Origin of the sequence: Pseudomonas sp. Bout1 (assembly GCF_034314165.1) — a bacterium.
GTDB lineage: Bacteria > Pseudomonadota > Gammaproteobacteria > Pseudomonadales > Pseudomonadaceae > Aquipseudomonas.
Map to the genome: position 1 here is coordinate 6,958,534 of NZ_JAVIWK010000001.1, position 25,526 is coordinate 6,984,059.

Here is a 25,526-nt window from a genome sequence, read left to right on the forward strand (position 1 = left end):
TCCGAGGATTAGGTGATGTCCATGGAGGACCAAGCTATCCGCACACGAAAGCAGCTTCAAATAACTTCATTGGGCGCTTGACCCTGTAGTAGGTACAGGCTGTTGAATGGTGAAATTATCCCAAGCGGTAGAAGCACCATGAACCAGGAAAACAAGCTCAAGCCGGTCCTCCGTCTTCACGTACAGAAGAAAGAAGAGTGTTGCGGATCTGACCATCAACATGGGTCTGTTAATGCTGCTGAACCCAAGCATCACAAAGAACATGGTCACGACCATGAGCATGAGCATGAGCATGCTCACGATCATGCCGATGCGTGCTGTGCTCATGGCACGCAAGCTACTGATGGTGTTGCGATTACTAAGAGTAGCCCTGCCCCGAAAGGGACCAGTAGAGTTCGCTACCGCATCGATAAAATGGATTGCCCTACAGAGGAGCGCTTGATCCGCAACCGACTGGAGCCGATGGCCGGAATTGTTCGGCTCGACTTCAACCTCCTGAATCGTGAGTTGACCGTGCATCACCGCTTGGATGATCCGCAGCCAATCGTCACCGCATTAGTCGCGTTGGACATGGGGCCGAGCCTGATCGAAGCCGGTGCCGCGCCATCGGCGGTTCCCCCGGCCCTGAGCGCAAAACTAAAAGGATTGCTGGCCATCAGTGGCCTGGCTGCTATCGCCGCTGAAGTCATCGCGTGGACAACCGGACAAGAAGGTTCTTGGCCGGTTATGGTGCTTGCGGCTCTTTCCATTCTGAGCGCTGGTTTGCCCACCCTCAAAAAGGGTTGGATTGCAGTTAAGAACCTCACTCTGAACATCTATTTTCTGATGTCGTTGGCTGTCGTTGGTGCTCTCATCATCGGTAAATGGCCCGAAGCCGCGATGGTGGTTTTCCTTTTCGCCGTTGCTGAGGCTATCGAAGCACTTTCTCTGGAGCGCGCGCGGAACGCGATCAAGTCGCTGACCGCGTTGGCGCCAGAAACCGCTGAAGTCATGACTGATGGCGGCTGGAAAGACCATCCGGTGGCGAGTGTATTACTTGGTAGTCGTATTCGGGTTCGCACGGGTTCGCGAGTACCCTTGGATGCCCGCATAGACTCAGGTCGCGCCGCACTGGACCAAGCTCCAATTACCGGCGAAAGCCTACCTGTTGATAAGCAGGTCGGGGACCCACTTTACGCTGGCAGTATCGTTACCGACGGCGTGGTTGAAGCGACTGTGACGGCCGTAGCAGGAGAAAGTACTCTTGCTCGTATCGCGGCAGCCATACAAGACGCGCAGTCTCAACGAGCCCCTACTCAGCGATTTGTAGATGAGTTTGCACGTTATTACACCCCGGCTGTAGTGGTTCTTGCCCTCTTGGTCGCTGTCTTGGGCCCTGTACTGATCGGTGGAACCTGGGGCGATTGGCTTTATCAGGCCCTGGTCCTGTTAGTGATCGCCTGCCCATGTGCCTTGGTGGTTTCAACGCCAATTACCGTCGTCAGTGGGCTAGCCGCGGCTGCCAAGCATGGCATTTTGATTAAAGGCGGTGCATACCTTGAAAGCGGCCGACTACTTAAGGTTGTGGCGCTCGACAAGACCGGCACCTTGACCCAAGGCAAGCCGGTACTGACCGATAACGAGCCGTTTGGTGATCTGCCCATCGAGATGGCTTTGCAGATCGCAGCTAGCCTCGACGAACACAGTACACACCCAGTGGCGAAGGCCTTGGTCAGCGGATGGAAATTACAGCAACCGGATGCGGCGACTCTGCCGGTTGAGGACTTCGGCGTACTCAACGGTCGTGGCGTCAAAGGCAATATCGACGGTCAATCGTGGCACCTGGGTAACCACCGCTTGGTTGAAGAGTTGGGCGTATGCTCGCCGGCCCTTGAGGCCCGATTGTCGCTACTGGAAAACGCAGGAAAAACTGTAATCGTGCTCTGCGCGGCCAGCGGTCCAGTAGCGATTTTTGCTGTGGCTGACACCGTAAGGCCTGAAAGCTTTGCTGCCGTAACTGCTCTGAAAGCGTTGAATGTCGTACCGGTGATGCTCACGGGTGACAACCCTGCAACCGCCAAGTCCATCGCCGCTCAGCTCGGCATACAGGATGCACGCGGAAACCTCATGCCGGAGGATAAACAAGCCGCCGTCGCTGAACTCAAACGCCGCTTTGGTACTGTTGGCATGGTGGGCGATGGTGTGAACGATGCTCCAGCATTGGCGCAAGCCGACATTGGTTTTGCGATGGGGGCCGCAGGGACTGCCACAGCCCTTGAAACGGCTGATGTCGCCATCATGGATGACGACCCACGCAAGATTGCTGATTTTATTAGCCTGAGTCGTCGATGTGCCTCTGTTTTGAAGCAAAACATCGGACTGGCCTTGGGTATCAAAGTTGTATTTTTGGCGCTTGCATTGTCCGGCCACGCTACGTTGTGGATGGCTGTTTTCGCCGATATGGGAGCGAGCCTGCTGGTCGTATTCAACGGACTGCGGCTACTGCGTCGGTGATACGAAAGCTGCGACTTCGTGTTCAATTACATGCCCACACAAGGAAATCAAATCATGCAATGTCCGATCTGCAAAGATACTGCCCTCGTAATGACTGAGCGCCAAAGCATCGAAATTGATTATTGCCCTCAATGCCGTGGCGTTTGGCTCGACCGAGGTGAACTCGACAAGATCATCGAGCGCAGCCAACAACAGGAGGCCGTTAGGTTTCTTCCACAGAACCCAATTCCACCCGTACAGAATGCTCCTCCAGCAGTACAACCCGGTTACAGCCAGCATGGAGATAGCCAAGCTCATGGAGATCAGCGAGGAAGTCACGGTGGCGGTTGGAGAGAAGGTGGCCACCAGAGCGGCCATCAAAGTCATGGTGGACATCAAAACCAGAGTGGGCATCAGGGGCAACAGTCGTACCGCAAAAAATCATTTTTGCAGGAGATGTTCGATTAAGGCTGCGATTTCGCGCTTTGATCGGGATATACCTCGAACCAGCACCAATTCTGAAATAGGGTGTTTCATGAGATGGAACGGTTTTGGGTATTAGCTGGTCTTTATATCCTGCAATCGACTCGTAGCAAGGGTGCTACCTGGGTGGTTGGAGTTTCAGCGAGCGGCGTTTGAGGAAAAGGTTATGAGTTCAGGACACAGTCACGGCCAAGTACGCGCCGGTCACGAAAAGTTGCTGTGGATCGCACTCACCCTGACGACAAGCTTTATGGTCGCGGAGGTCATTGGAGCTTTTGTCACCGGCAGCCTGGCCTTATTATCCGACGCGGCCCACATGCTGACGGACGTTGCGGCTTTGGCGATATCCTTGGTCGCTATTCATATAGCCAAACGCTCTGCGGATAGGAAGCGGACCTTCGGGTACGCACGATTTGAAATACTTGCAGCCACCTTCAATGCGGTCTTGCTGTTTTTAGTCGCTATGTACATCGTTTATGAAGCGTATCTGCGACTTAAAGTCCCGGCGGAAATCCAGTCGACTGGCATGTTGGTCATTGCGGTGTTCGGGCTCATCGTCAACCTTGTTTCAATGCGCCTACTGAGTGCTGCCAGTGGGGAAAGCCTCAATGTGAAGGGCGCTTATTTAGAGGTCTGGAGCGATATGGTGGGGTCTATTGGCGTCATCATCGCAGCTCTTTTGATCCGTTTCACCGGCTGGACTTGGGTTGATTCACTTGTCGCGGCTGGCATCGGGTTCTGGGTGCTGCCCAGGACTTGGTCATTGCTCAAGGAAAGCATGAACATATTGCTGCAAGGGGTTCCAGAGGGCATCGATATTGAGAAGGTAGAGGCAACGCTTTATGGCATTGAGGGGGTCAAGAATATCCACGATTTGCATATCTGGGCTTTGACCAGTGGTAAAAGTGTTATGAGCGTCCATCTTGTCGCTGACTCGGCTTCCCGCAGCGAGCAAGCTATCTTGGCTGAAGTAACCAGCCTTATGAGTGATAAGTTCCACATCAGCCATACTACCGTCCAAATGGAAGGATCTGATTTTCACGATCAACTGGCTGACGATCATGAGGGTATGGTCCACTAACTGAGTCGTGGTATTTATTTAAGCTGGATGAACGTTTATACGTCGTGATACAGATCAAAAGGGTCGATTAAAATGGTCAGAAATATTTTAAGTTATTCTGGGCTGGCTTTGTTTTTGGCTTTTGTTGCGCAGCCAGCTTTTTCAACACCTGCTAATCCAGAAAGGGTATACGGGTGGATTGAGGAAGGAATACTTTTACCAGAAAATATTGCTGTGAAAGTAAAGTTAGATACAGGGGCTCTTACATCCTCGATGGATGCGAAAGACTTAGAACGATTCCGTAAAAATGGAGAGGAATGGGTTCGTTTCAACGTTAAAGTAAAAGACACAAAAACTAAGAAGGTGAGTAACGCACTCTTCGAGCGACGCGTCGAAAGAAATGTAAAGGTTCGAGGCGCCGGTGGCGCTGAACATCGTCCAGTAGTCATGATGACGATGTGCATAGGTGATAAAATTTATAAGGAAGAGTTTTCACTGAAGGATCGAGGCGACATGAACTACCCCGTATTGATTGGTCGCAAAACTTTGGGGGTCTTGGGCGCGGTCGATGTTTCACGCACATTCACTAACGAACCAAACTGTAATTAAACACCTGAATTATACATTTTATCTATACGTGCAGGGTGAATGTATTGAGAAAATAGCTCGGCAGAATTTTGCAGCTTTTTTGATGCTTGATGTGGCTGACTAAATAGTCTTAAAAAAAGCTCACCCGGATGCCGATTTTTAGGAAGAGTTAGAAGTGGCGCCATGCAACGATTAGTATTTAGTTGCATGGCTTCTAATCAAAGTATGCTCATACTATAGGGTCATTTTAGATCTTTCTCGCAGCTCCACTTATTTCGGTGTTTTCATTGATTGACGCTCAAATGTCTGCGCGAGCTTTAACGGTGTTGACGCTTTGGACTGGCAGGTACTGAACAGATCAAGCTCTGGGCGATATGCTGTAGTTTGAATACCCATCAACCCCAATATAGAATGGAATAAGTTGTCATGGGACAGTGATACGTCTCGCTGATCCTTCAAACATTGGGAGTCGAGGGTTTGACGCGACTGCATGTTTTTGGAGATCCAGATTACCATGGGGATACTAGTCTGCTCGCTGGGAGCCATGGCATAAGGAAGTCCGTGCAAGTAAAGCCCATTCTCGCCGAGGGACTCACCGTGATCAGAGACATAAAGCATCGCCGTATCAAAACGCTCAGCGTTACGCTTTAGCAGGTCGATCGTTTGCCCAAGTACATAGTCCGTATAACCGAGGCTGTTATCATAGGCACTGACAATGCTTTCGCGCGTACAACGTTCAAGTTGATTATTATCGCAAACGGGACCGAATCGTTCGAACGCCGGTGGATAGCGCTTGGAATAGGATGGGCCGTGACTGCCTTTCATGTGTAGCACCACGATTGAATCCCGCTGCTGTTGATCCAAGTAGGCTTGTAAATCTTGCAATAAGACTTCGTCGTAACACTCGTCAGCTCTACATAATCCCGTCGATTTCTGATTGTTCAATTTTTCATTTGGTACTCGGTCGCAAATGCCTTTGCAACCCGAATTATTGTCTCTCCACAGGACCGATACGCCGGCCCGCTGCAACACGTCTAATAGTCCTTCTCTGCGCAACGCCATACCGTCTTTGTAGCCTTCTTTACCCACATCCAGAAACATGCAGGGTAAGGAAACGGCCGTAGCTGTTCCACATGAGCTGACATTGGTAAAACTTAAGACACCACGACTGGCCAATTCCGGATTGGTATCCCGGGAATAGCCATTGAGGGAGAAATTCGCGGACCTGGCGGTTTCACCCACCATCAGTACCGTTAGCCGTGGTTTGCGTACACCAGCAGTAGCTTCTTCACGGCGGGCATCAGCACCAATGGTTTTTAATTCGGCGGGAACTGCTAGCTGGCGACGCGTGTACCCATGAATTGCCGAAACCACATTCGACGGAACCAACATCAACCTGAGTTCGCGATGATTACGCATCAGCGATGCATAGGATTGATAAAGCGTAAATACGACGATCGCCAAGCAGGTGAGCGCTACCGCCACCCCCATGAATCGATGAGCAAGTGCGCGGGACCACGATCTTTGAATCAAACGGACTCGAGTGATAACCAGCACCGGCATAACACCAAAGCCCAGCATCCACAGCAGTAGATCCGAGTTCAACAGCTCCGTGGCTTCGGAGCTGTCCGTCTGCATCACATTCGTTAGCATGCTGTAATCAATTACTATGCCATAGCTATTCATAAAGTAACTCGTTGCTGCCGCAACCAGCAACACGATAGCTAGCACAGGTTTTATCAATCGTCCCCAAGCCATCACGCTGAGTAATACGTAGAGCCAAATCAACACGAACCAAGGCAGGCTAAGCACGAATATGGTGTTTCCGTCTTGTAGGCCTCCCACGCCTTGCCAGACAGCACGCCAAAATGGCCAGTTACTAAACAATAGAAGCCAAGTCGAAACTGCAAGAATTAACTGATTGCTGCCGAGTGTGATTTCCCAACTGCGAATTGGTACTTTGTTATTCATGGGTACTCCGGAAAATCTCGACGTATCCAGGCGCGAACTGCCACTGGAGTGTCACTACATTTTAGGTAAGAAAAAATCGCCAATAGCGCGGTGCAACTCGTGGATGCACCAGTGACCCTGAACGTTCTCGTCAGCTAGTTGGCGATCTGCGACTAGCCAAACCGCCAGACACCCCACGCTGATGAAAATCTTTTTCATGAGGTAGCACCCCAAGTAAGTGACGTGGCTGTAGATCCGCTCGATTCGTCCTTGAACGCCAGTAGTTGTGCTGAAGCGAGGTATTGGATACGGGTGCGCGGAGGGCCCAGAACACCCGTAAACTTGCGGTTGGATATTTCAAAGAAATTAGTGTTGGAGTCCTTGGCGCTTCGTGCGGCGGGAAGGATCACTTGACTGAAGAACTTCTTTTCTCTGTGGGCCATCGAGCGCTTGTCTACAGCAAGATGGATTTCGTACCGCAGGCGCGGTTCGGCGACGTTGTGCATATCACGAGACTGATAGGTGCGGCTAGCCTCCGACGAAATGCTTTTTAGTTTGCGGCCGAAAAACAAAATCGGCGTTGAAGCGCCCACCAGGTTCAACCGCTTCCGGATGCTGGTCATCGTTCCGCCAGACAGTGCGAACTCTGAGCTGAAATCAGACCTTGCTGTGCAAGCATGACGCCGTAAAAAACTTCGATCATCGGGGCGCAAGTCATTACGGCAGTGTTTAGACTCCAGCGCCACTATGCCTTTACTCTTAGATGCGACCTCAATCCATGCGTGACTTTTGCGGCACCTTTTCGGTGTCCGGTGGAGCTTAACGTTGGTAGTGTTCGAATTTTCGCGGAAGGCTTGGGCATCTATTATTAGTACTGGATTGGGGATCAAATCAGTCTGTTGCTGCCCGGCTTGGGCAGTTTGGATTTCCCACTGTGCATCTGCGAGGCTTGGGTTATTGGTCAATGCTATTTGAGGTTTGGTCACAGCCTCGGCGTGGGTTGCCCGAAGCAACGCCGTCATCAACGACGAAACACGAGACGGTGGGCCAGCCGCCCACAACATTTTTCTAATGCGAGATGGCATAACGAGATTTACGCCCCCAAAGTGCGCAGTTTCTTTGTTAACTCATAAATATTTGATGGTCTAAAAGACTTCTGATCGATTTCTGCCGGCTGAATTCGATCAGAAGTCGACACGACCGCAGGATCCTATGACGCATAGATTTTTTGCAGGCTCAATGTACTGCTGAACAGTTATCAGAAGGGTGACAGAAGAATTACAAATTTGTTATCCCCCCTCTGCCGCGGACAATTAGTCTAAGATCTACTTAGTGTGTAGGTTTGTATGTTTGTATGTTTGTATGTTTGTATGTTTGTATGTTTGTATATTTGCATATTTGTATATTTGTATATTTGTATATTTGTATATTTGTATATTTGTATATTTGTATATTTGTATATTTGTATATTTGTATGTTTGACGTCGATAACATAACGGAGCCACAACAGCGCGCAATAGCTCCTTACTGACTAAAATCGTACAACGCAAATATGTTGAAGTTTATCGGTAAATAAAATTTTCTATACGTGTGTAAGGATGATTTATTATTTAGTGTCGAGACTTTATGAAAAATGCGTATTTTGATAATAGAAGACGAGCCGAAAACTGCCCATTATTTGCACCAGGGGCTGACCGAAAGCGGATTTATCGTTGATTGCGTCGCCAGCGGAATCGATGGCTTACGCTTGGTCTGCCAACAGGCTTATGATCTTGTAGTGCTTGACGCAAACCTACCGCAACGTGACGATTGGGGCCTACTTGTAAGTATTCGCAAGGTCACTATTTCGCCCATCATGATACTTACCGTTAAAGGTAGTCTGGAGGAAAAAATCAAGGGTTTCGACCTAGGCGCGGACGATTACATGGTCAAACCAATTGAGTTTCCAGAGCTGCTGGCCCGAGTACGCACTCTGATGCGTCGCGCTGTATTGTCGGCATTGCCCGACGTGCTGTGTGTCGGGGACCTGGAACTCGATCTTGGTAGACACCGGACCTTCCGAGGCGAGCAGCGGATTGAGCTGACCACCAAGGAGTTCGCCCTGCTATACCTCTTGATGCGCCAGACTGGTACGGCGCTGTCGCGCACGCAAATCATGTCCTCTGTCTGGGGGCGGAGTGCTGATTGCGACACCAATGTTGTTGAAGTGTCGATGAGAAGGCTTCGGGCCAAGATTGATGATCCTTTCAACAACAAGCTAATCCATACCTTGCGCGGTGTTGGATATGTTCTCGAAAAGCGTGATCAATGAGCCCTCTTAATCCCTCGAATTTTGAAGTTATGTGAAATAATCGGCAACAACTTTATAAACAGAACACACAAATGCCACTCTAAAATCACAGTTCTATTAGATTACGAAAATCGTCTTCGGGGTGGGGAAGCACTGTGCTTGGCTGATTATGTTACTTCACTGAGCTTGTGAGGATAACGGTTGGAAATTACAAATAAGTAATTCTCATTAGACAATTAATAAAGATTTACCTCGTTAACGTACTTAAGTTTAACAGCTTTGTAACTACTTCAAAGAGACTCTGCTATGAGTCTGTTAAAACTAAGTATTGTTGCACTGACGCAATCATTGCCTTCGATAGAATTCGCTGAAAGCCGTGGTGATCGCAACGTTGTCAACGCCATGGAAGCAAATCAGAAAGCAATGGCCGCCTACGCTGCGCAAAAAGGCAAGACCGCTCCGGAAATTCAGAAATATCACTATAGAATGAAGTTTGATATCGCAAAAGTGGTGAGTATGACCCCACCAATTCGCTCTTGCAACATTGTACCTTTTCGAATGACCTATGAGGACTCAGCTGGAAAGCTTCACACTATTGAATACCAAATTATTGGTGTGTGTCGTAACACGCACGAATGAACGAATGACGTGAATAAGGGCTGTTTTTTCAATGGTTGGTATCACCAGTTGGTGTGTCCATGGATGTTTGGAAAACCCAGCTTGAAGGTCGTGATCTTACCCGGGCGGCTATTAACTTCTGCGACTCCCTGATGCAAACTCATGATTGATTTCACAATGGCTAAACCAAGCCCGGTACTTCCTCCAGCGCGCGAATGATGAGTGTCAACTCGATAAAAGCGATCGAATAAGTGCGGTAGGTGTTGAGGTTCAATACCTGCGCCTCGGTTGGCTACATGTAGCGAGACTTCTGTGGCATGGACTTCGATGGTGATTGTGATGGCTTGGCCTACTGGGCAATGGCGGATTGCATTGGACATCAGGTTGGAAATTGCCCGCTGAATCATCAACCGATCACCAATGGTCGACCCCCTGCCAGTAACGCTCACGCTGATCTGTTTATCTTCCGCCGACAGTGAAAACAGATTGATGACCTTCAAGGCTTCATCCTCCAGAGCAATGGTCTCAAACGGGACCAGCGCAGCGGGATGACTGACCTGTGCCAGGAAAAGCATGTCCGAGACAATCCGGGCTACGCGCCCAAGCTCTTCGGTGGAGGACTCCAAAACCGCTTTGTACTCCTCGGCCGGCCTCTCCCGGGACAACGTCACCTGGGCTTTGCCCATCAGGTTGGAAATGGGTGCTCGTAGTTCGTGGGCCAAGTCATCGGAGAACTGCGACAACTGCTGAACATCGCTGTCTAGTCGGTGCAGCATGAAGTTGATGCCATGGGCCAGTTCGCTGAGCTCCTGCGGCATCTTGACCACCGAGAGTCGATGGCTGAGGTCCTGAGCAGAGATCATGGCGGCCACCTTGCGAAACTCCCGCAGCGGCGCGAGCCCCCGTTTTACCACTGCCCAGGCACTGAGGCCGATAAGTAGCAGCAGCAACGGCAAGGCCATGATCGTCGAGCTTAGATATGTGCTGAGCAGCGCTTCATCGTTGGCGCAATCAAGCGACAGCAATACGGCGACATTCGTACCGTTCGGCAAGCGGATCAGTCTGGATGCAGTCAGGAAGTGCCGGCCCTGATCATTGGTGCTTCGGGAGTACGACACCTTGTCGGTGGCAGCCCCTGCCGCCTTCAACTCCGCCCTGGGGTCCGTCAAGCCAAAGCCTGACTTCAAGAGCGGCGTCCTCATATTTATCAGGTCATAAATGGTAAGGTTGAGGTGGTCATGCCCCATCACCTGATCCAGCAAAACGTGCGGTTTAATGTTGATGTCGACAGGTTTTTCATACAGCGAAAGACTGTGCTCGATTTGCCGCATTTTCTCGCTCAAGTTGTCTTTTGACAGTTTATCTAACTCATGCGTTAGCGCGAGGAACGCAAGAACCGCCAGAAATAACACCAACAATGCGCCCATGATACTCACCGCCAAACCCAGCCGCATCGACAGGCTTGCCGACTTCATTCCCGGGCCTCCAGTACATAGCCAACGCCGCGCAGGGTATGGATTAGCTTCTTGTCAAAAGGATCATCAATCTTGGCCCTCAGGCGGCGGATTGAAACCTCGACCACATTGGTGTCGCAGTCGAAGTTCATGTCCCAGACCAATGAAATGATCTGAGTGCGGGAAAGCACCTCACCCGACTGGCGCATCAAAAGGTGCAGCAAAGCAAATTCCTTGGTCGTCAGGTCGATACGCTGCTCGCCCCGGAAGGCCCTATGGCGGCCCTGGTCGAGTTCCAGATCGGCGACTTTCAAGACCTCAGGGACGGAAACTTGTTCGCTGCGACGCATTAAAGTTCGTACCCGGGCCAACAGTTCCGGAAATTCGAATGGCTTGACCAGATAGTCATCGGCACCCAGGTCCAGGCCGCGGATCTTGTCCGCCAGGCGCCCGCGAGCGGTTAGCATCATGACCCGGGTGTTACTGCTTTGGCGCAGTCGCTCGAGCACACCCCAGCCATCAAGTTGTGGTAGATCGACGTCAAGTATTACCAAGTCGTAGGTTTGTTGACGCGCAAGGTGAAGTCCATCCGTACCATTCGCCGCGCGGTCTACTATATAGCCGCTTTCAGTCAAACCCTGATGCAGGTATTCGGCAGTTTTAAGCTCATCCTCAACTACAAGCATTCGCATGGTAGTGCCGCCCTATGTAATATGAATTGAATAATAAAATTTCGAAGTTTATTTAAGTGCCCGACTAAGAAATGATGTAGAACTATTCGATCATAAAAATCTCAAAACCGCGCATTGCTCAAGTGATCAGTATCAAGCCTGAAGCTGCTACAGGGTCAACAGGAGGAGGACATTTTACGATAAAAGTATTTGCGACTATATGTCGCAGGCATGTTAATGCGCGACTCCCGTACATTTATTTCAGCCAGAAGCCAAGCTCCGCTCGGCTGATATCTATGGGGAATCGTTTCGAAGTGTTACGGCGCAGATAGTCAATTTAATGCTGCACGCATTTTTTGGGGAGACTGGCAGGATGTACCAAGGGGAGTTGATCTCGCTTTGCGATTTTTAAGTACCCCGCGCTATCTATGCTCTATGCATTTTCGGATTCGCGTTTTTGGACTATTGTTTATCGTGATTTTAGTTACGGCTTTACTAAAATCACTACTTTTGTTTTTGGGCTTTTAAGTTGCTTTGTGCATTATATTTTGGAAATGTAAGTTGAAAAACTGTCAGATGGCCCGGCATACTTTGGACCTCTGCCATTCCCTGGTGCAGGCTCATGATGGATCGGACAATGGCCAACCCTAATCCAGTACCACCTTCAGCTCGTGAGCGACTGTTATCCACACGATAGAAGCGATCGAAAATGTGAAACAAGTGCTGGTGCTCAATTCCTACCCCAGGATTGCTTATTGATAGGGAGACTTTTTCAGATTGCGTTTCAATCGCTATAGCAATGGACTGCCCTGCTGGGCAGTGACGAATGGCATTTGATAAAAGATTGGAAATAGCCCGTTGAATCATGAGCCGATCACCTAAAACTTTACCCCATCCGCTGACAGTTATACCAACGCTCTTTTCCTCAGCCGATAGCGAAAAAAGGTCGATGACTTTTAGGGCTTCATCCTCTAGTAAAATGCTTTCAAACGGCACGAGTGCGGCCGGATGACTAACTTGGGCCAAGAAAAGCATGTCTGAAACAATTCTGGTGACTCGTCCTAGTTCCTCGGTGCATGACTCTAAAACAGCCTTGTACTCTTTTGCCGGGCGTTCTCGAGAAAGTGTTACCTGAGCTTTCCCCATAAGGTTCGTAATCGGTGACCGCAGCTCATGCGCCAAGTCATCAGAGAATTGCGATAGTTGTTGAACTCCGCCGTCAAGACGGTGCAGCATGAAGTTTATACCGTGAGCAAGCTCACTGAGTTCTTGGGGCATCTTGACAACTGAGAGTCGATGACTTAAATCCTGGGCCGACACCATTGCTGCAACTTTCCGGAATTCCCGAAGGGGGGATAAGCCACGTTGCACAATAGCCCAGGCGCTGATACCAATCAGAATCAGCAACAGTGGAACCGCTACAATGGTCGAACTCAGGTAGGCGCTCAATAGCGTTTCATCATTCGAGCGATCAATAGACAGTAGGACCGATACGAACTCACCATCCTTTAATTTCATGAGCTTAGAGGCGGTGAGGATGTGGATTCCGGACTCTTCGGCTGGGGAATAGTACGACAGCTTATTACTGGCGGCTGTTCCGGCTTGATTCGTAGATACTTCAGGTATATCTGCTCCAAAACTCAGCAGAGGTTCACTCATGTTGTCATCATCAAAGATGGTCAGGTTAAGATTGTCGTGTCCCAGCACTTGATCTAATAGCACGTGTGGTTTTAAACTCATGTCGCGGGTACTAATATCCATCAGTAGACTGTGCTCAATCTGACTCATCTTCTTCTCTAAGCTATTTTTTGCGCGCGAATCAAGTTCGTGAGTAAGCGCTAAAAAAGCTAGTATCGCTAAAAGCACTACTAGTACCGCTCCCATAATGCTAACTGTCAACCCCAGCCGCATCGATAGGCTGACCGGTTTCATTTCCTCGCCTCCAATACATAGCCTACGCCACGAAGGGTATGTATTAATTTTGTTTCAAATGGATCATCTATTTTTGCTCTCAATCTTCGTATCGAAACTTCGACAACGTTTGTGTCGCAGTCAAAGTTCATATCCCACACTAAAGAGATAATTTGAGTGCGAGATAACACCTCTCCTGATTGACGCATCAACAGATGAAGCAGCGCGAACTCCTTTGTCGTCAGATCTATGCGTTGCTTTCCGCGAAATGCGCGATGTCTGCCTTGATCAAGTTCAAGGTCAGCGACTTTTAATACCTCTGGAACTGGAATATGTTCGCTGCGACGCATTAAAGTGCGTACTCTTGCAAGCAACTCAGGGAATTCAAATGGCTTGACCAGGTAATCATCGGCTCCCAAATCCAATCCTTTGATTTTGTCTGCCAGACGCCCTCTTGCAGTCAGCATCATTACCCGAGTGCTACTAGTCTGCCGAATATTTTCAAGAACGTCCCAACCGTCAATTTCAGGTAGATTTACGTCTAGTATTACCAGATCATAAGCTTGCTGACGTGCTAGATGGAGTCCATCAGCCCCGGTCGATGCGCAGTCTACAATATAGCCACTTTCAGTCAGGCCTTGATGTAAGTACTCAGCAGTCTTCAGCTCGTCCTCTATCACAAGGATTCGCATAGGATTTCACCCTCTGGTAAATGTATCGGAATGATTGGATGCTCGTTAAACATGGTTTAAGGGCTTTATTAATCTGTATAAACGTTTCGATTCTGGCTACATCTTTAATTTTCTTCGCAATATGGTCTTTTTAAAGCTTTGCAAGGTTCGTCATGTTTCCTTGACCTCCTAAAGTACTAGGTTCGGCTTCCCTTTTTTTGTTTCGGGTTGTTTCTTGGCGCGAGCACTTGTTGACTTCATCCTAATGCATTAATTGAGGTTTTTCCGCTGGATAACGTATTTGTAATTTTTCAGTCACCTTGTTGATAGGTGCGGAGAATTACATTTGCCTCATGGGAAATTTTTTGTTTTAAAGGTTTTAAGGAATGATGGAATTACTTCGGTGTAGAAAGTTGATTGCTCACCCAATCACGCATAAGACCATGCTAAGAGCAGGTCTCATTTCGATCCTTGCGCTTTTGACTAGTCCTTTGTTTGCGGCGACCGCTCAAATGCTCACAATGGATCAGGCGCTTGAAACCGCTTTTGCCAATAACCCTGATCTGGCGGCCGCTCAATGGGAGACTGGTATTGCTCAGGGAGAGCGACAGCAGGCAGGGTTGATCCCTAACCCTGAGGTTTCCTGGGAGGCTGAAGATACTCGGCGAAACTCGCGCACTACGACGGTAATGATCAACCAGCCGATCGAGCTTGGCGGTAAGCGCGGGGCTAGGATCGAGGTGGCCAGTCGAGCTCAAGACGCGGCCGGGATTGAATTGGACCGCAGACGCAATGTTCTGCGTGCCGATGTCATTCAGGCGTTTTACAGCTCCTCGACGGCTCAGCAAAGGCTGCTGTTATCACGTCAATCACTTGAGCTCGCCGAGCGCGGTTTGCGTGTAGCTCAAGGTCGCATCAAGAGTGGTAAATCCTCACCCGTTGAAGGTACTCGCGCAGAGGTTCAGCTATCAGAAGTGCGTCTGGAGCTGAGGCGGGCTGAGCGGGATGAGGCCAGTGCCTACCAGCGACTCGCTCAGGTCATGGGCGCGCCTTTGCCTGCATTCGTGTCTGTGGGTGATCCAGGCCGGTCGATGCCAACCGTACCGGATTCGTCACTGCTGCTTAATCGCATAGGTGAAACCGCGGAACTACGATTGGCAAAACTGCAAATAGATCAGCGGGAAGCCTCCCTTGGCCTGGAGAAGGCTAAGCGAATTCCCGACCTCACCGTGAGTATCGGGAGCCAATACGACGAGCGCGAGCGCGAGCGGGTGAATGTCGTGGGGCTGTCTATGCCCATCCCATTGTTTAACCGTAACCAGGGCAACGTACTAGCCGCTGCCCGCCGTACCGATCAAGCCCGCGACCTTCGTAACGCCAGTGAGTTACGCCTGCGCACAGAAATCCAGACCACCCTGGATCAGTGGATGACGGCTAACACTGAAGTCGCGTCGTTCAATCAAACCATCCTGCCTGCCGCGAAAAGTGCCGTCGACACCGCTACCCGAGGTTTCGAAATGGGCAAGTTTAACTTCCTCGACGTACTCGATGCTCAGCGCACCTTGATTAGCGCCCGCACGCAATACATCCAGGCTATCGCCGAGGCGACAGACGCCTGGGTGCGCATCGAGCGAATTTTCGGAGATGTCGCCCTTCTCACTCGCACTCCGTGAATTTCATATAACGCTTTTTTACCGCTGCTCAGCATCGCAATACCACGGTAATCCGTGACTGCCGACTGGGCTGCGCAGGGAGTTTCCATGGATAAAAAACTAATTCTCGTCACTGCACTGACCTTGACGGTGGGTATAGGCATCGGCTCGTTGTGGATGGGCAGCCCATCGGTGCCCTCAGCCGAGGCTCAGGCTCAGGCTCAGGAGGGCAAAGGCCATGACGATCACGGCGATGAAACTACTGGCAAAAAATCGGCCGAGGGCGAACACGCCGAAGGCGAAGCGGAAGAAGGTCACTTGACTCTGAGCGAAGAGCAGATCAGCTCAGCCGGCATCCAGTTGGTCGAAGCCAAGGCGCAGAGTATTAGCCTTTCATTGCCCTTTCCTGGAGAAATCCGTTTTGATGAAGACCGCACTGCGCATGTGGTGCCCCGCGTACCCGGTGTCGTTGAGTCGGTCCATGTCAATCTTGGTCAGCCGGTGAAAAAAGGCCAGTTGCTGGCCGTGATCGCCAGCCAACAAATTTCTGATCAACGTAGTGAACAAGCCGCGGCGCAACGTCGTCTTGAGTTGGCCCGTACTACCTACGAGCGAGAGCAACAGTTATGGCAGGACAAAATCTCTGCCGAACAGGATTTCCTGCAAGCCCGCCAGGCTTTGCAAGAAGCCGAAATCGCCCTCAGCAATGCTCGACAAAAAATCAGCGTACTCAGTGGCAGCTCGGTCACCAGCGGGGGTAACCGATATGAATTGCGTGCGCCGTTTGACGGGGTTGTCGTTGAGAAACACTTGGGCCTCGGTGAGGTTGTCAGCGAAACCACTAATGCCTTCACCCTCTCCGACTTGTCGCGTGTGTGGGTGACCTTTGGTGTCTCGCCAAAGGATTTAAACAAGGTACTGGTGGGCAAGTCGGTCACGGTCAGTGCGTCGGAACTGAATGCCGAAGTCACTGGAACCGTGGCCTATGTCGGCAGTTTGTTGGGCGAGCAAACTCGTACAGCCACGGTCCGCGTGACCTTGGCCAATCCACAAGGTGCATGGCGTCCCGGGCTATTCGTGACCGTGCAGGTTGACACTGATACTCGGCAAACAAAGGTCGCAGTACCAGAAGCGGCTATCCAGACAGTCGAGGACAAGCAAACTGTTTTCGTTCGAACGGACAACGGGTTTAAAGCTCAGCCAGTGGAGACAGGTGGCCGTTCGGCGGGTCTGGTCGAGATCACGGAGGGCCTGGAGCCCGGTGTTCAAGTCGCCGCTGCCGGCAGTTTCATTCTGAAATCAGAACTGGGTAAAGCCTCGGCTGAACACGCCCACTGATCCGCCACTTCCACGAGAAGGTTCTCATGTTCGAACGCCTGATCCAATTTGCCATCGAGCAGCGCATCATCGTGCTGCTCGCGGTTCTCCTCATGGCCGGCCTCGGTATAGCCAGCTACCAGAAGCTGCCGATCGACGCCGTTCCCGATATCACCAACGTCCAGGTGCAAATCAACACAGGGGCAGCAGGTTTTTCACCACTGGAAACCGAGCAGCGCATCACGTTTCCCATCGAAACTGCAATGGCTGGTTTGCCGGCTCTAGAACAAACTCGCTCGCTGTCACGCTCGGGTTTGTCGCAAGTCACAGTGATCTTCAAGGAAGGCACTGACCTGTTCTTCGCCCGACAATTGGTCAACGAACGGTTGCAGGTGGCCAAGGAGCAACTACCCGAGGGGGTGGAAGCCGTCATGGGGCCGATCTCAACCGGTCTGGGTGAAATTTTCCTGTGGACGGTCGAGGCTGAAGAAGGTGCCGTCAAGGAGGACGGCAGTCCCTATACGCCGACCGACCTGAGGGTGATCCAAGACTGGATCATCAAGCCTCAGCTGCGCAATGTTCCCGGGGTCGCCGAAATCAATACCATTGGCGGGTTCGCCAAGGAGTACCAGATTGCACCCGATCCAAAACGCTTGGCGGCTTACAAGCTTACGCTGACTGACCTTGTTACAGCGCTGGAGCGCAACAACGCCAACGTCGGTGCCGGTTATATCGAGCACAGTGGCGAACAGTTACTGATTCGCGCACCTGGCCAAGTAGCGACCACCGAAGATATCGCCAATATCGTCATGGCCAACGTCGACGGTACGCCCATCCGTGTCAAGAACGTCGCAACCGTGGACATCGGCCGTGAATTGCGCACGGGGGCAGCGACCGAAAACGGTCGTGAAGTGGTGCTCGGCACAGTGTTCATGCTGATCGGTGAGAATAGCCGCACCGTGGCCCAAGCCGTTGCTAGCAAGCTTGAGCAAATCAACCGCTCACTGCCAAAAGGGGTGGTGGCAGTCACCGTCTATGACCGTACCAATTTGGTGGACAAGGCAATTGCCACCGTTAAGAAGAACTTGATTGAAGGTGCGATCCTGGTGATCGCGATTCTGTTCCTGTTCCTTGGCAACATTCGCGCGGCTCTGATTACTGCCATGGTGATCCCGCTCGCGATGCTATTCACATTCACTGGCATGTTTACCAACAAGGTCAGCGCCAACCTGATGAGCCTCGGAGCGTTGGACTTTGGCATCATCGTTGATGGCGCGGTGGTCATTGTCGAAAACGCCATCCGTCGTCTGGCCCATGCACAGCAACACCACGGACGCATCCTCACCCGCTCCGAACGCTTTCACGAAGTGTTCGCGGCGGCCAAGGAAGCACGCCGACCGCTGATTTTCGGCCAGTTGATCATCATGGTCGTGTACCTACCGATTTTTGCCCTCACCGGCGTCGAAGGAAAAATGTTTCACCCGATGGCGTTTACTGTGGTGATTGCCTTGCTCGGCGCGATGCTGTTGTCGGTGACCTTTGTCCCGGCGGCGATTGCGATGTTCGTCACCGGTAAGGTCAAGGAAGAAGAGAACTTCATCATGCGTGGCGCCCGTCGGGTGTATGCGCCAGCGCTAGAATGGGTCATGGGCCATCGATCAATGGCATTCGCCATAGCACTAGCCGTTATCGCGGTGTGCGGTGTGGTCGCCAGTCGAATGGGCAGCGAGTTTGTGCCGAGCCTCAGTGAAGGGGATTTCGCGTTGCAAGCACTGCGTGTACCAGGTACCAGCCTGACGCAATCGGTAGAAATGCAGCAACGTCTGGAAAGACTTGTGTTAGCAAAGGTACCGGAGGTCAAGCGGATGTTTGCTCGTACTGGTACAGCAGAAATTGCCTCAGACCCAATGCCACCAAACATCTCTGACAGCTACGTGATGCTCAAGCCGAAGAATCAATGGCCTGATCCGAATAAATCCAGAGAGGCGTTGGTAGCTGATATCCAAAAAGCTGCAGCCGGAATGCCCGGAAGCAACTATGAGCTTTCTCAGCCTATTCAATTGCGTTTTAACGAGCTGATTTCAGGCGTGCGCAGTGATGTGGCGGTCAAGGTCTTCGGTGATGACATGGCGGTGCTTAACAGCACCGCTGCAAAAATTGCCGCGTCCATGCAGAAGATCAATGGTGCCTCCGAGGTCAAAGTCGAGCAAACGTCGGGACTGCCGGTACTGACCATCAACATCGATCGTGACAAAGCCGCCCGTTACGGACTGAACGTTGGCGACGTACAAGACACCATTGCGGTGGCGGTCGGTGGTCGTCAAGCCGGTACGATGTATGAGGGAGACCGCCGATTCGACATGGTGGTGCGTTTATCCGACGCCATGCGTAAGGATCTCGAGGGATTGTCCACACTGCTAATCCCGGTACCGGCGCTGCTTAACACCAATGCCGATCAGATCGGGTTTATTGCTCTTTCAGAGGTGGCTAGCCTCGATCTAGTGTTGGGACCTAACCAGGTCAGTCGTGAAAACGGCAAACGTCTGGTGATCGTCAGCGCCAACGTGCGTGGGCGTGATATCGGCTCATTTGTACAGGAGGCCAGTAGCGCCATTGATAAAGAAGTGCAGATCCCGGCCGGTTACTGGACCAACTGGGGAGGACAGTTCGAGCAGCTCCAATCCGCTGCCAAGCGACTACAGATTGTAGTCCCGGTGGCCCTGCTCTTGGTGTTCGCACTCTTGTTCATGATGTTCAACAACCTCAAGGATGGCCTATTGGTGTTCACCGGTATTCCATTCGCGTTGACGGGGGGAGTCATGGCTTTATGGCTCCGAGACATACCGCTGTCGATCTCGGCAGGTGTTGGTTTCATCGCGTTGTCGGGCGTGGCGGTGCTGAATGGTCTGGTGATGATTGCGTTCATCCGCAATCTTCGGGAGGAAGGACATTCGTTGAGTTCCGCAATCAATGAAGGGGCTCTTACCCGGTTGCGCCCAGTGTTGATGACAGCTCTGGTGGCCTCTCTTGGCTTTATTCCGATGGCACTGGCCACCGGAACGGGGGCAGAGGTCCAGAGACCCCTGGCTACCGTGGTGATCGGGGGCATCCTATCCTCAACTGCGTTGACCCTGCTGATATTGCCTGCGCTTTATCAATGGGCGCACCGCCGAGACGAAGACGAAGACGAAGACGATAAAATAGAAGCCGTATAATTCTTTAGTTTTAAAAGCCCACTATCGAGATTCGATAGTGGGCTTTTTTATGTGAGCTACATAACGAATCTGTAATCTTGGCGCCACCGTGTTGATAGGTTCGAATTGATACCCTACTAGCGTTAACTATATGAGGTGTCAGTATGAAAATTGCTCAAATCTGCGCTCTTGCGGGTGCTTTAATCCTTTCTTCAGTTGCTTTAGCCGAAGGTGGGGGGGACAGAACCTTCGAAAAAATGATGGCGGCGCGAGATGTGGCAATGGAGGCATATGTTGCTAGAGAAGGGAAGAGCGTTCCCGTGGTGTCAAGTGATGCTAAAGATGAGACAGGTAAAATGTAGTAGTACTGCGTATAAAAAAACTGCTTCCGGTTTCCGGCGGCGGTTTTTTTTACGGCTTTATTACACATTCGTAACCTAGCCGCCACGCCATCGCAATGTTCGAATTGATATCCTTGTAACAGTTAATATATGAGGTACTAAATATGAAGTTCATGAATATTATTACTTTCGCTGGAGCTCTGACGTTATCCTCTCTCGTACTGGCGGAAGGGGGAGGAGACAAAGCCTTTGAAAAGATGATGGCGGCGAATGCTAAAGCCATGGAGCAGTATGCAATTAGCCATGGGAAAAGCGCCCCTGTGTCGAAAGAATACGAGTACGGGATGAAGGTGGATGTTGTGAAGGTTATCAGTGTGGTGCGGCCTGCAAAAGTCTGCGCAGTGGTGCCCGCCGCAATGACCTATGAAGATTCAAAAGGACAGCTAAATACAATTAGGTACACTGTGGCTGGAGAGTGTCGTAAACGAGGCGGCTAGCAGCTATGCTGCTGTCAGAGGGATTTGTACGCTCGATTAACCTCAATACTTAGAGGTATCGGGCGTTTTTTATATGCTCGTGTTTTAACGGGCATAAAAAAGACGCCCCGAGGGACGTCTTAAAAATTCACCTTTTTCCAAAGGAGCTTCTAAAGGTGAGCTTGGAGCTTTTAACTGAACAGCGATGAGTTTCAGATTTTCACATACTAGCTACTTGTCTATAGGACTCCAACCAGATGCGCTAGCTAGATTCCTATTAACTCCCACTCACTATAAGCAATTCAAGTTAACAAGAAGATGATTGAAAAATTACATTTTTGAAATCTTTCTAGCGAAAACGGGATATTCGTGAAGAACGAATTATCCCGTTCAGGTATTACAGAATCGCTAGTGGGTACTCAACGATCACACGGACTTCATCCAAATCAGACTCAAACGCGGTTGCACGGGTGTTCATTTGTCGCAAGCGGAAGGACATATCTTTCAAGGAGCCTGTCTGAACGACGTATTTTACTTCGATGTCGCGCTCCCAACGTTTCTGATCGGTCAACGGGTTTCCATCCGCATCGCGCCGCATGTATGTGGCGTTGGCGTTGGAGTAGTCGGCGTCGGTGCCACGACCATAACGTGTCATAAACGACAAGCCAGGTACACCATACGAGCTCATGTCGAGGTCGTAACGCACCATCCATGAACGTTCTTTTGGCGAGTTGAAGTCGCTGTACTGGATTGAGTTGTCGAGAAAGATGGAATCCGACTGACGCAGATAGTCGAAGTCGTCGTTACCATTATTTCGCTGGTGAGAAAGTGCAAGTGAGTGTGCGCCATACTTCACGCCAACCTTAGCGCTCCAAATATTGTTGTCGAACTCGCCCAGCAGTTTTTTCCCTTCGTCAACGGCCTTGTAGTAATTCACACCGCCGAATACGGAAAGCTCATCAGAGAAGGAGTAGTTCAACCCGGTGCCAGCATAGTATTGATTCCAGGCGTCTTTGAGACGACTGGAGTAAAGACTAACGATAATATTCTTATTCACATTGTAGTCGCCACCAAAATAGCCGACCCAAGGTGAGTTAACTGGGCCTGCATAGAAGGTTGCGAAGTTGTCGCGCATATTGCTGGAGACTGGTTGACTCATAGCATGCAGGCGACCACCCTGAACTGTCAGCCCTTCGATGCTGGTATTGGTAGCGGTCACACCACGGAAACTTTCCGGTAAAAGCCTTGAGTCGCCAGAAGCCACGACAGGGTTGGCGGGAAATACATCACCTACTTTCACCACAGTGTCAAAAGCGCGAACTTTTGCCGCGCCACCGACTTTCGTGTATTCATCTCGAGCTTCGCCGTCGCCATTGACAGGTAGCACATCGAATGAACTACGACCGCCGTTACGACCGTCACCCGTATCAAGCTTCAAACCGATCATCGCGAAAGCGTCGACGCCCACGCCTACAGTGCCTTGGGTAAACCCGGATTCGAACTTACTGATAATCGCATGCGACCAAGCTTCGGAGTAGCCATTGCCCGTGGGGCTTGATTGACCGTTACGATGATCACGATTGAAGTAGAAATTTCGATTGAGCACGGTAAGGCTGCTGTCTTCGATAAACCCCCCAGTCTTTTCCTCCGCAAACACTATAGAAGGCCCAGAACTGACAACCAACGCCAAAGCGGCCATCGAAAATTTCGTATTGTTATCCATTAATCACTCCTTAGGTTCGGCAGAACTAGAAAGCTCTTCGGCTGGAATTATTGTTTACGGGAGCAGTTTCTGCTCCCGTATCGTCGCCGACTTGTATCGTTGCAATTTGAAGATAACGGGGAGATGATTGAAAAATTACAATTCTGTAATGTTCGCCTGTTTTTTCAAAATTAACTTTTGCGGCATGCCCCCAACCGATGGGTGGCTCTACCTTTACTAGGGCTTTTCTCAGGAATTCTCTTAACCAGCAGCACGAATCCACACCTGAAAGTGCGCATGCTCAGGAGCTGAAATCAGTTCTCGATGCATCGTCACAGTGAAGTCGAACCGAGATCGTTTAGATTTTTGGCTCACCTGACCAATCTGACCATCACACAGCTTTATATGATTCAAGCAGTGACCGCGGTCAAGTTGGGATGCGGTAATAGCTGTACCCGGAAGGCGGTGGCCGCTAACCAAAATGGGATAGCAATAGCGGAAATATTCCGGATGTAGTGTTGTGGAGTTCCCCATCCGCTTGTTCAAAAAACCGAGTATTTTTTAATACTGCTGGAGTTGTTGCTTTTGGACTTTATCAGCCAGTCCCTATTACGGCGCATACTGGTCAAGTTACATGCAAACGAATGTCTGCAAGAAAACAACTGGCTGGTCAGTGGTATTGCATAGGGAGCAAGAGCAGTGCAATGAAGCACGCTCTTTAACGACACGATAGTTACTGGATGGGTTTGACCGAGACCACATCGAAATATTTGAATTTCTTTTTTTTAGCTTCTTTTTTAGCCTCTTGTTCCGCGATAAGAGTACTCAGCGTGTTCGCATCATAAATGAACACGCTCACGTCGCCTTCGAAGTCCTTGGTAACGTGCAGTGTCACCCTCAGCTTCAGTGATAGCGGTTTAGAGTTTAGTCGGGACGTTGGACTCGGCTGCGGCTTTGCGAGTACTACGGGGTCGGATTGTTTTGGGGAGCCGAATAGCGCCAAGCGCATATCCTCCTCATTCAGTTCAACGCTCATCTGGGATTTCTCGTCGCTAATGTAAGACGCGGGACCTTCATTACGTAGACTACGTGGCAAGCTCCTGCTGACTGCCAACTGTGATGGCCTCAGGAGTTTCAAATGGTGGGTTTTCATCTCTTAACGTTCATCACTGAGCGATTGAAAACGACGTGGCCGAGGGATAAGCCAGATTTCCTGCAAAGCGCAGCCTTTATGAAAACCGCCGCACGCTCCAGCTCCGTTGAGGATGCTGCGTGCTCAGCTGCCATCTGTTTGTTGCGAGCATAAATTTTTTCCTCGATCAATTGTAGGCAGCGTGGATCATTATTCAACAGTTTGAACTTACTAATCCTATTTCACCTTAAAATTTTCCATAGAAATGAGGCAAAGCCTTTACGGGCTGAGAAAGTTCGGGGCTACGTTGAGCGCGGAAAACACGATCGACAGGATGGTCATCAATAGCCATACGAAACCATCCCAGTATTTTATCGCGGCCAGCAGCAAGGCCCCGACGATTGGCAGCAAGGACAGCCCCTTCAGCAAGCGAAAGGTCCTGGTTAGCGTTCGGCCCTGCTTGTCGACCTGGTCGATGGTGATCCTGAGCAAGCCCTGAAGTTTTGGGGGATAGGTTTTTATCTTGTCCTTAAAATCATCGAAGATGACATTGAAACTGTGTAGCAGGCGCTCTGTTTGCAGCATTTGATTGTGCAGGATCGCAAGCAGAACCACAGAGACCACTGCTAGCCCAAGGACAAGAATAAAACCTTCGAATTTTGAGGTTGTTTTCTCCAGCACGACCAGACCCGCTAACGATATCGGCAGGGCAAGCATCTTGCCCGCGATGTCGCCCAGTACTCCACTAAGCTTAGTGCCATAGTCGATTTCAGCCTGGGCCACCTCGCGCCGGGCCCGCTCAAACGAGAAGCTATAGACGTAGGTTTGCAGATTCGCACGGTACGTGGCGAGGACCTCCCGCCACTCCCGCACGATCACCAAGAACAGATTCGGCTCGCTCTCAAACTTCTCGATGACGCTCGCCACCGCCATCCGAATCATCAATTTTCGTTCGGAGAGGTGCGCCTTGTTTTCGTTTTTTCGATTGAGTATTTCTTCCAACAAACTCAGGTGGTTGAGCTCATAGTCAAGAACCTTGACGTCAACCTGGGTAGGCAACAGAAAAGTTCTCGGAGGCTTAGCCCCATCGGGAGGCAAGGCAAAAAACAGGTTATAACCATCTGGACTGCTGTCTTTGTCGACGCCGATCGCTAGCAGTGCAAGCAGCTCGATCATCCGGCAGACGCGCCTGAGCGCCTTAATCGCCGAAGGTTCGGTGTCATCACTATCCGCCCAACTGAGCTCAACAATGTACACGTTGCTCGGAAATTGGCCCTTGCCCAATGAGCCATTGCGAGCGACAAACTCGCCTAAGTTCGCGTAGAACCGGCCCGACTCGTTCGATGGCAAGCGAAACTCAATATCGAGAGAGTCAGCTTCTTCAGAGCAATGCTCGAACTTGCCATAAGCTGCGGGCAGGTCATCACACATTCGCAACGCACCGATAATGTCGGGCGTTGGCCTCCCCTCATAGCGGATGACCCCATCCTCAATGGTGGGCGCTCCGAGGGTACGGTAGAGAGCTACCACATTGGAAAACATTC

At 50.7% G+C, this 25,526-nt stretch carries 20 protein-coding genes; 11 read left to right on the forward strand and 9 right to left on the reverse strand.

Translation table 11 applies throughout. The annotated features are described in order from the left end of the window. Positions 1-138 precede the first annotated feature (138 nt). From RGV33_RS32300 to RGV33_RS32315, 4 genes are all read left to right on the forward strand, one after another. A complete protein-coding gene (locus RGV33_RS32300) occupies positions 139-2,493 on the forward strand; it encodes a heavy metal translocating P-type ATPase (RefSeq protein WP_045058201.1) in 2,355 nt (784 codons plus the stop codon). Positions 2,494-2,583: 90 nt separating this feature from the next. After that, the gene (locus tag RGV33_RS32305; protein ID WP_232392850.1) at positions 2,584-2,940 is read left to right on the forward strand and encodes a zf-TFIIB domain-containing protein; all 357 of its coding nucleotides are present in this window, start codon (positions 2,584-2,586) and stop codon (positions 2,938-2,940) included. Positions 2,941-3,121: 181 nt separating this feature from the next. Further along, positions 3,122-4,036 carry a cation diffusion facilitator family transporter gene (locus RGV33_RS32310; RefSeq protein ID WP_045058199.1) on the forward strand — a complete coding sequence of 305 codons (915 nt, stop codon included), beginning with the start codon at positions 3,122-3,124 and terminating at the stop codon, positions 4,034-4,036. Between the two features lie 72 nt (positions 4,037-4,108). After that, positions 4,109-4,624, forward strand: coding sequence for an ATP-dependent zinc protease (locus tag RGV33_RS32315; RefSeq protein ID WP_090470184.1), 516 nt, complete (start codon positions 4,109-4,111; stop codon positions 4,622-4,624). Positions 4,625-4,873: 249 nt separating this feature from the next. Here RGV33_RS32315 and RGV33_RS32320 read toward each other — a convergent pair whose 3' ends face one another. Further along, on the reverse strand, positions 4,874-6,574 hold the full coding sequence (locus tag RGV33_RS32320; RefSeq protein WP_045057964.1) for a phosphoethanolamine transferase: 1,701 nt from the start codon (positions 6,572-6,574) through the stop codon (positions 4,874-4,876). Positions 6,575-6,768: 194 nt separating this feature from the next. Beyond that, positions 6,769-7,575, reverse strand: coding sequence for a hypothetical protein (locus tag RGV33_RS32325; protein WP_322148513.1), 807 nt, complete (start codon positions 7,573-7,575; stop codon positions 6,769-6,771). Positions 7,576-8,186: 611 nt separating this feature from the next. On the opposite strand from RGV33_RS32325, the gene RGV33_RS32330 reads away from it, so the two are divergent. Beyond that, positions 8,187-8,864: a heavy metal response regulator transcription factor gene (locus RGV33_RS32330; RefSeq protein WP_090470194.1), complete on the forward strand. Its 678-nt coding sequence runs from the start codon at positions 8,187-8,189 to the stop codon at positions 8,862-8,864. 285 nt (positions 8,865-9,149) lie between these two features. Then, the gene (locus RGV33_RS32335) at positions 9,150-9,482 is read left to right on the forward strand and encodes a DUF2790 domain-containing protein (RefSeq protein WP_045061364.1); all 333 of its coding nucleotides are present in this window, start codon (positions 9,150-9,152) and stop codon (positions 9,480-9,482) included. 41 nt (positions 9,483-9,523) lie between these two features. On the opposite strand, the gene RGV33_RS32340 is transcribed toward RGV33_RS32335, so the two are convergent. From RGV33_RS32340 to RGV33_RS32355, 4 genes are all read right to left on the reverse strand, one after another. Further along, on the reverse strand, positions 9,524-10,936 hold the full coding sequence (locus RGV33_RS32340; protein WP_322148516.1) for a heavy metal sensor histidine kinase: 1,413 nt from the start codon (positions 10,934-10,936) through the stop codon (positions 9,524-9,526). Next, complete coding sequence (locus RGV33_RS32345; protein ID WP_045061362.1) at positions 10,933-11,607, reverse strand: heavy metal response regulator transcription factor; 675 nt, start codon at positions 11,605-11,607, stop codon at positions 10,933-10,935. The genes RGV33_RS32340 and RGV33_RS32345 overlap by 4 nt, the downstream gene beginning before the upstream one ends. Before the next feature lie 483 nt (positions 11,608-12,090). Next, positions 12,091-13,518 carry a heavy metal sensor histidine kinase gene (locus RGV33_RS32350; protein ID WP_045061361.1) on the reverse strand — a complete coding sequence of 476 codons (1,428 nt, stop codon included), beginning with the start codon at positions 13,516-13,518 and terminating at the stop codon, positions 12,091-12,093. Continuing rightward, positions 13,515-14,189: a heavy metal response regulator transcription factor gene (locus RGV33_RS32355; protein ID WP_045061360.1), complete on the reverse strand. Its 675-nt coding sequence runs from the start codon at positions 14,187-14,189 to the stop codon at positions 13,515-13,517. The genes RGV33_RS32350 and RGV33_RS32355 overlap by 4 nt, the downstream gene beginning before the upstream one ends. A gap of 365 nt (positions 14,190-14,554) precedes the next feature. On the opposite strand from RGV33_RS32355, the gene RGV33_RS32360 reads away from it, so the two are divergent. The 5 genes from RGV33_RS32360 (at position 14,555) to RGV33_RS32380 (ending at position 21,169) form a co-directional block, all read left to right on the forward strand. Next, a complete protein-coding gene (locus tag RGV33_RS32360; RefSeq protein ID WP_416152099.1) occupies positions 14,555-15,841 on the forward strand; it encodes a TolC family protein in 1,287 nt (428 codons plus the stop codon). Positions 15,842-15,928: 87 nt separating this feature from the next. After that, complete coding sequence (locus tag RGV33_RS32365) at positions 15,929-17,158, forward strand: efflux RND transporter periplasmic adaptor subunit (RefSeq protein ID WP_322148519.1); 1,230 nt, start codon at positions 15,929-15,931, stop codon at positions 17,156-17,158. 26 nt (positions 17,159-17,184) lie between these two features. Next, positions 17,185-20,352, forward strand: coding sequence for a CusA/CzcA family heavy metal efflux RND transporter (locus RGV33_RS32370; RefSeq protein WP_322148522.1), 3,168 nt, complete (start codon positions 17,185-17,187; stop codon positions 20,350-20,352). A 143-nt stretch (positions 20,353-20,495) separates the two neighbouring features. Further along, on the forward strand, positions 20,496-20,693 hold the full coding sequence (locus RGV33_RS32375; RefSeq protein WP_017341679.1) for a co-regulatory protein PtrA N-terminal domain-containing protein: 198 nt from the start codon (positions 20,496-20,498) through the stop codon (positions 20,691-20,693). A gap of 143 nt (positions 20,694-20,836) precedes the next feature. Beyond that, positions 20,837-21,169 carry a DUF2790 domain-containing protein gene (locus RGV33_RS32380; protein WP_322148524.1) on the forward strand — a complete coding sequence of 111 codons (333 nt, stop codon included), beginning with the start codon at positions 20,837-20,839 and terminating at the stop codon, positions 21,167-21,169. Between the two features lie 376 nt (positions 21,170-21,545). Here RGV33_RS32380 and RGV33_RS32385 read toward each other — a convergent pair whose 3' ends face one another. The 3 genes from RGV33_RS32385 to RGV33_RS32395 form a co-directional block, all read right to left on the reverse strand. Next, positions 21,546-22,871: an OprD family porin gene (locus RGV33_RS32385; protein ID WP_045061357.1), complete on the reverse strand. Its 1,326-nt coding sequence runs from the start codon at positions 22,869-22,871 to the stop codon at positions 21,546-21,548. A 712-nt stretch (positions 22,872-23,583) separates the two neighbouring features. After that, the gene (locus RGV33_RS32390) at positions 23,584-23,886 is read right to left on the reverse strand and encodes a hypothetical protein (protein WP_045061356.1); all 303 of its coding nucleotides are present in this window, start codon (positions 23,884-23,886) and stop codon (positions 23,584-23,586) included. 375 nt (positions 23,887-24,261) lie between these two features. Continuing rightward, positions 24,262-25,524, reverse strand: a complete 1,263-nt coding sequence (locus RGV33_RS32395; RefSeq protein ID WP_115146710.1) for a hypothetical protein — start codon at positions 25,522-25,524, stop codon at positions 24,262-24,264. Between the last annotated feature and the right edge of the window lie 2 nt (positions 25,525-25,526).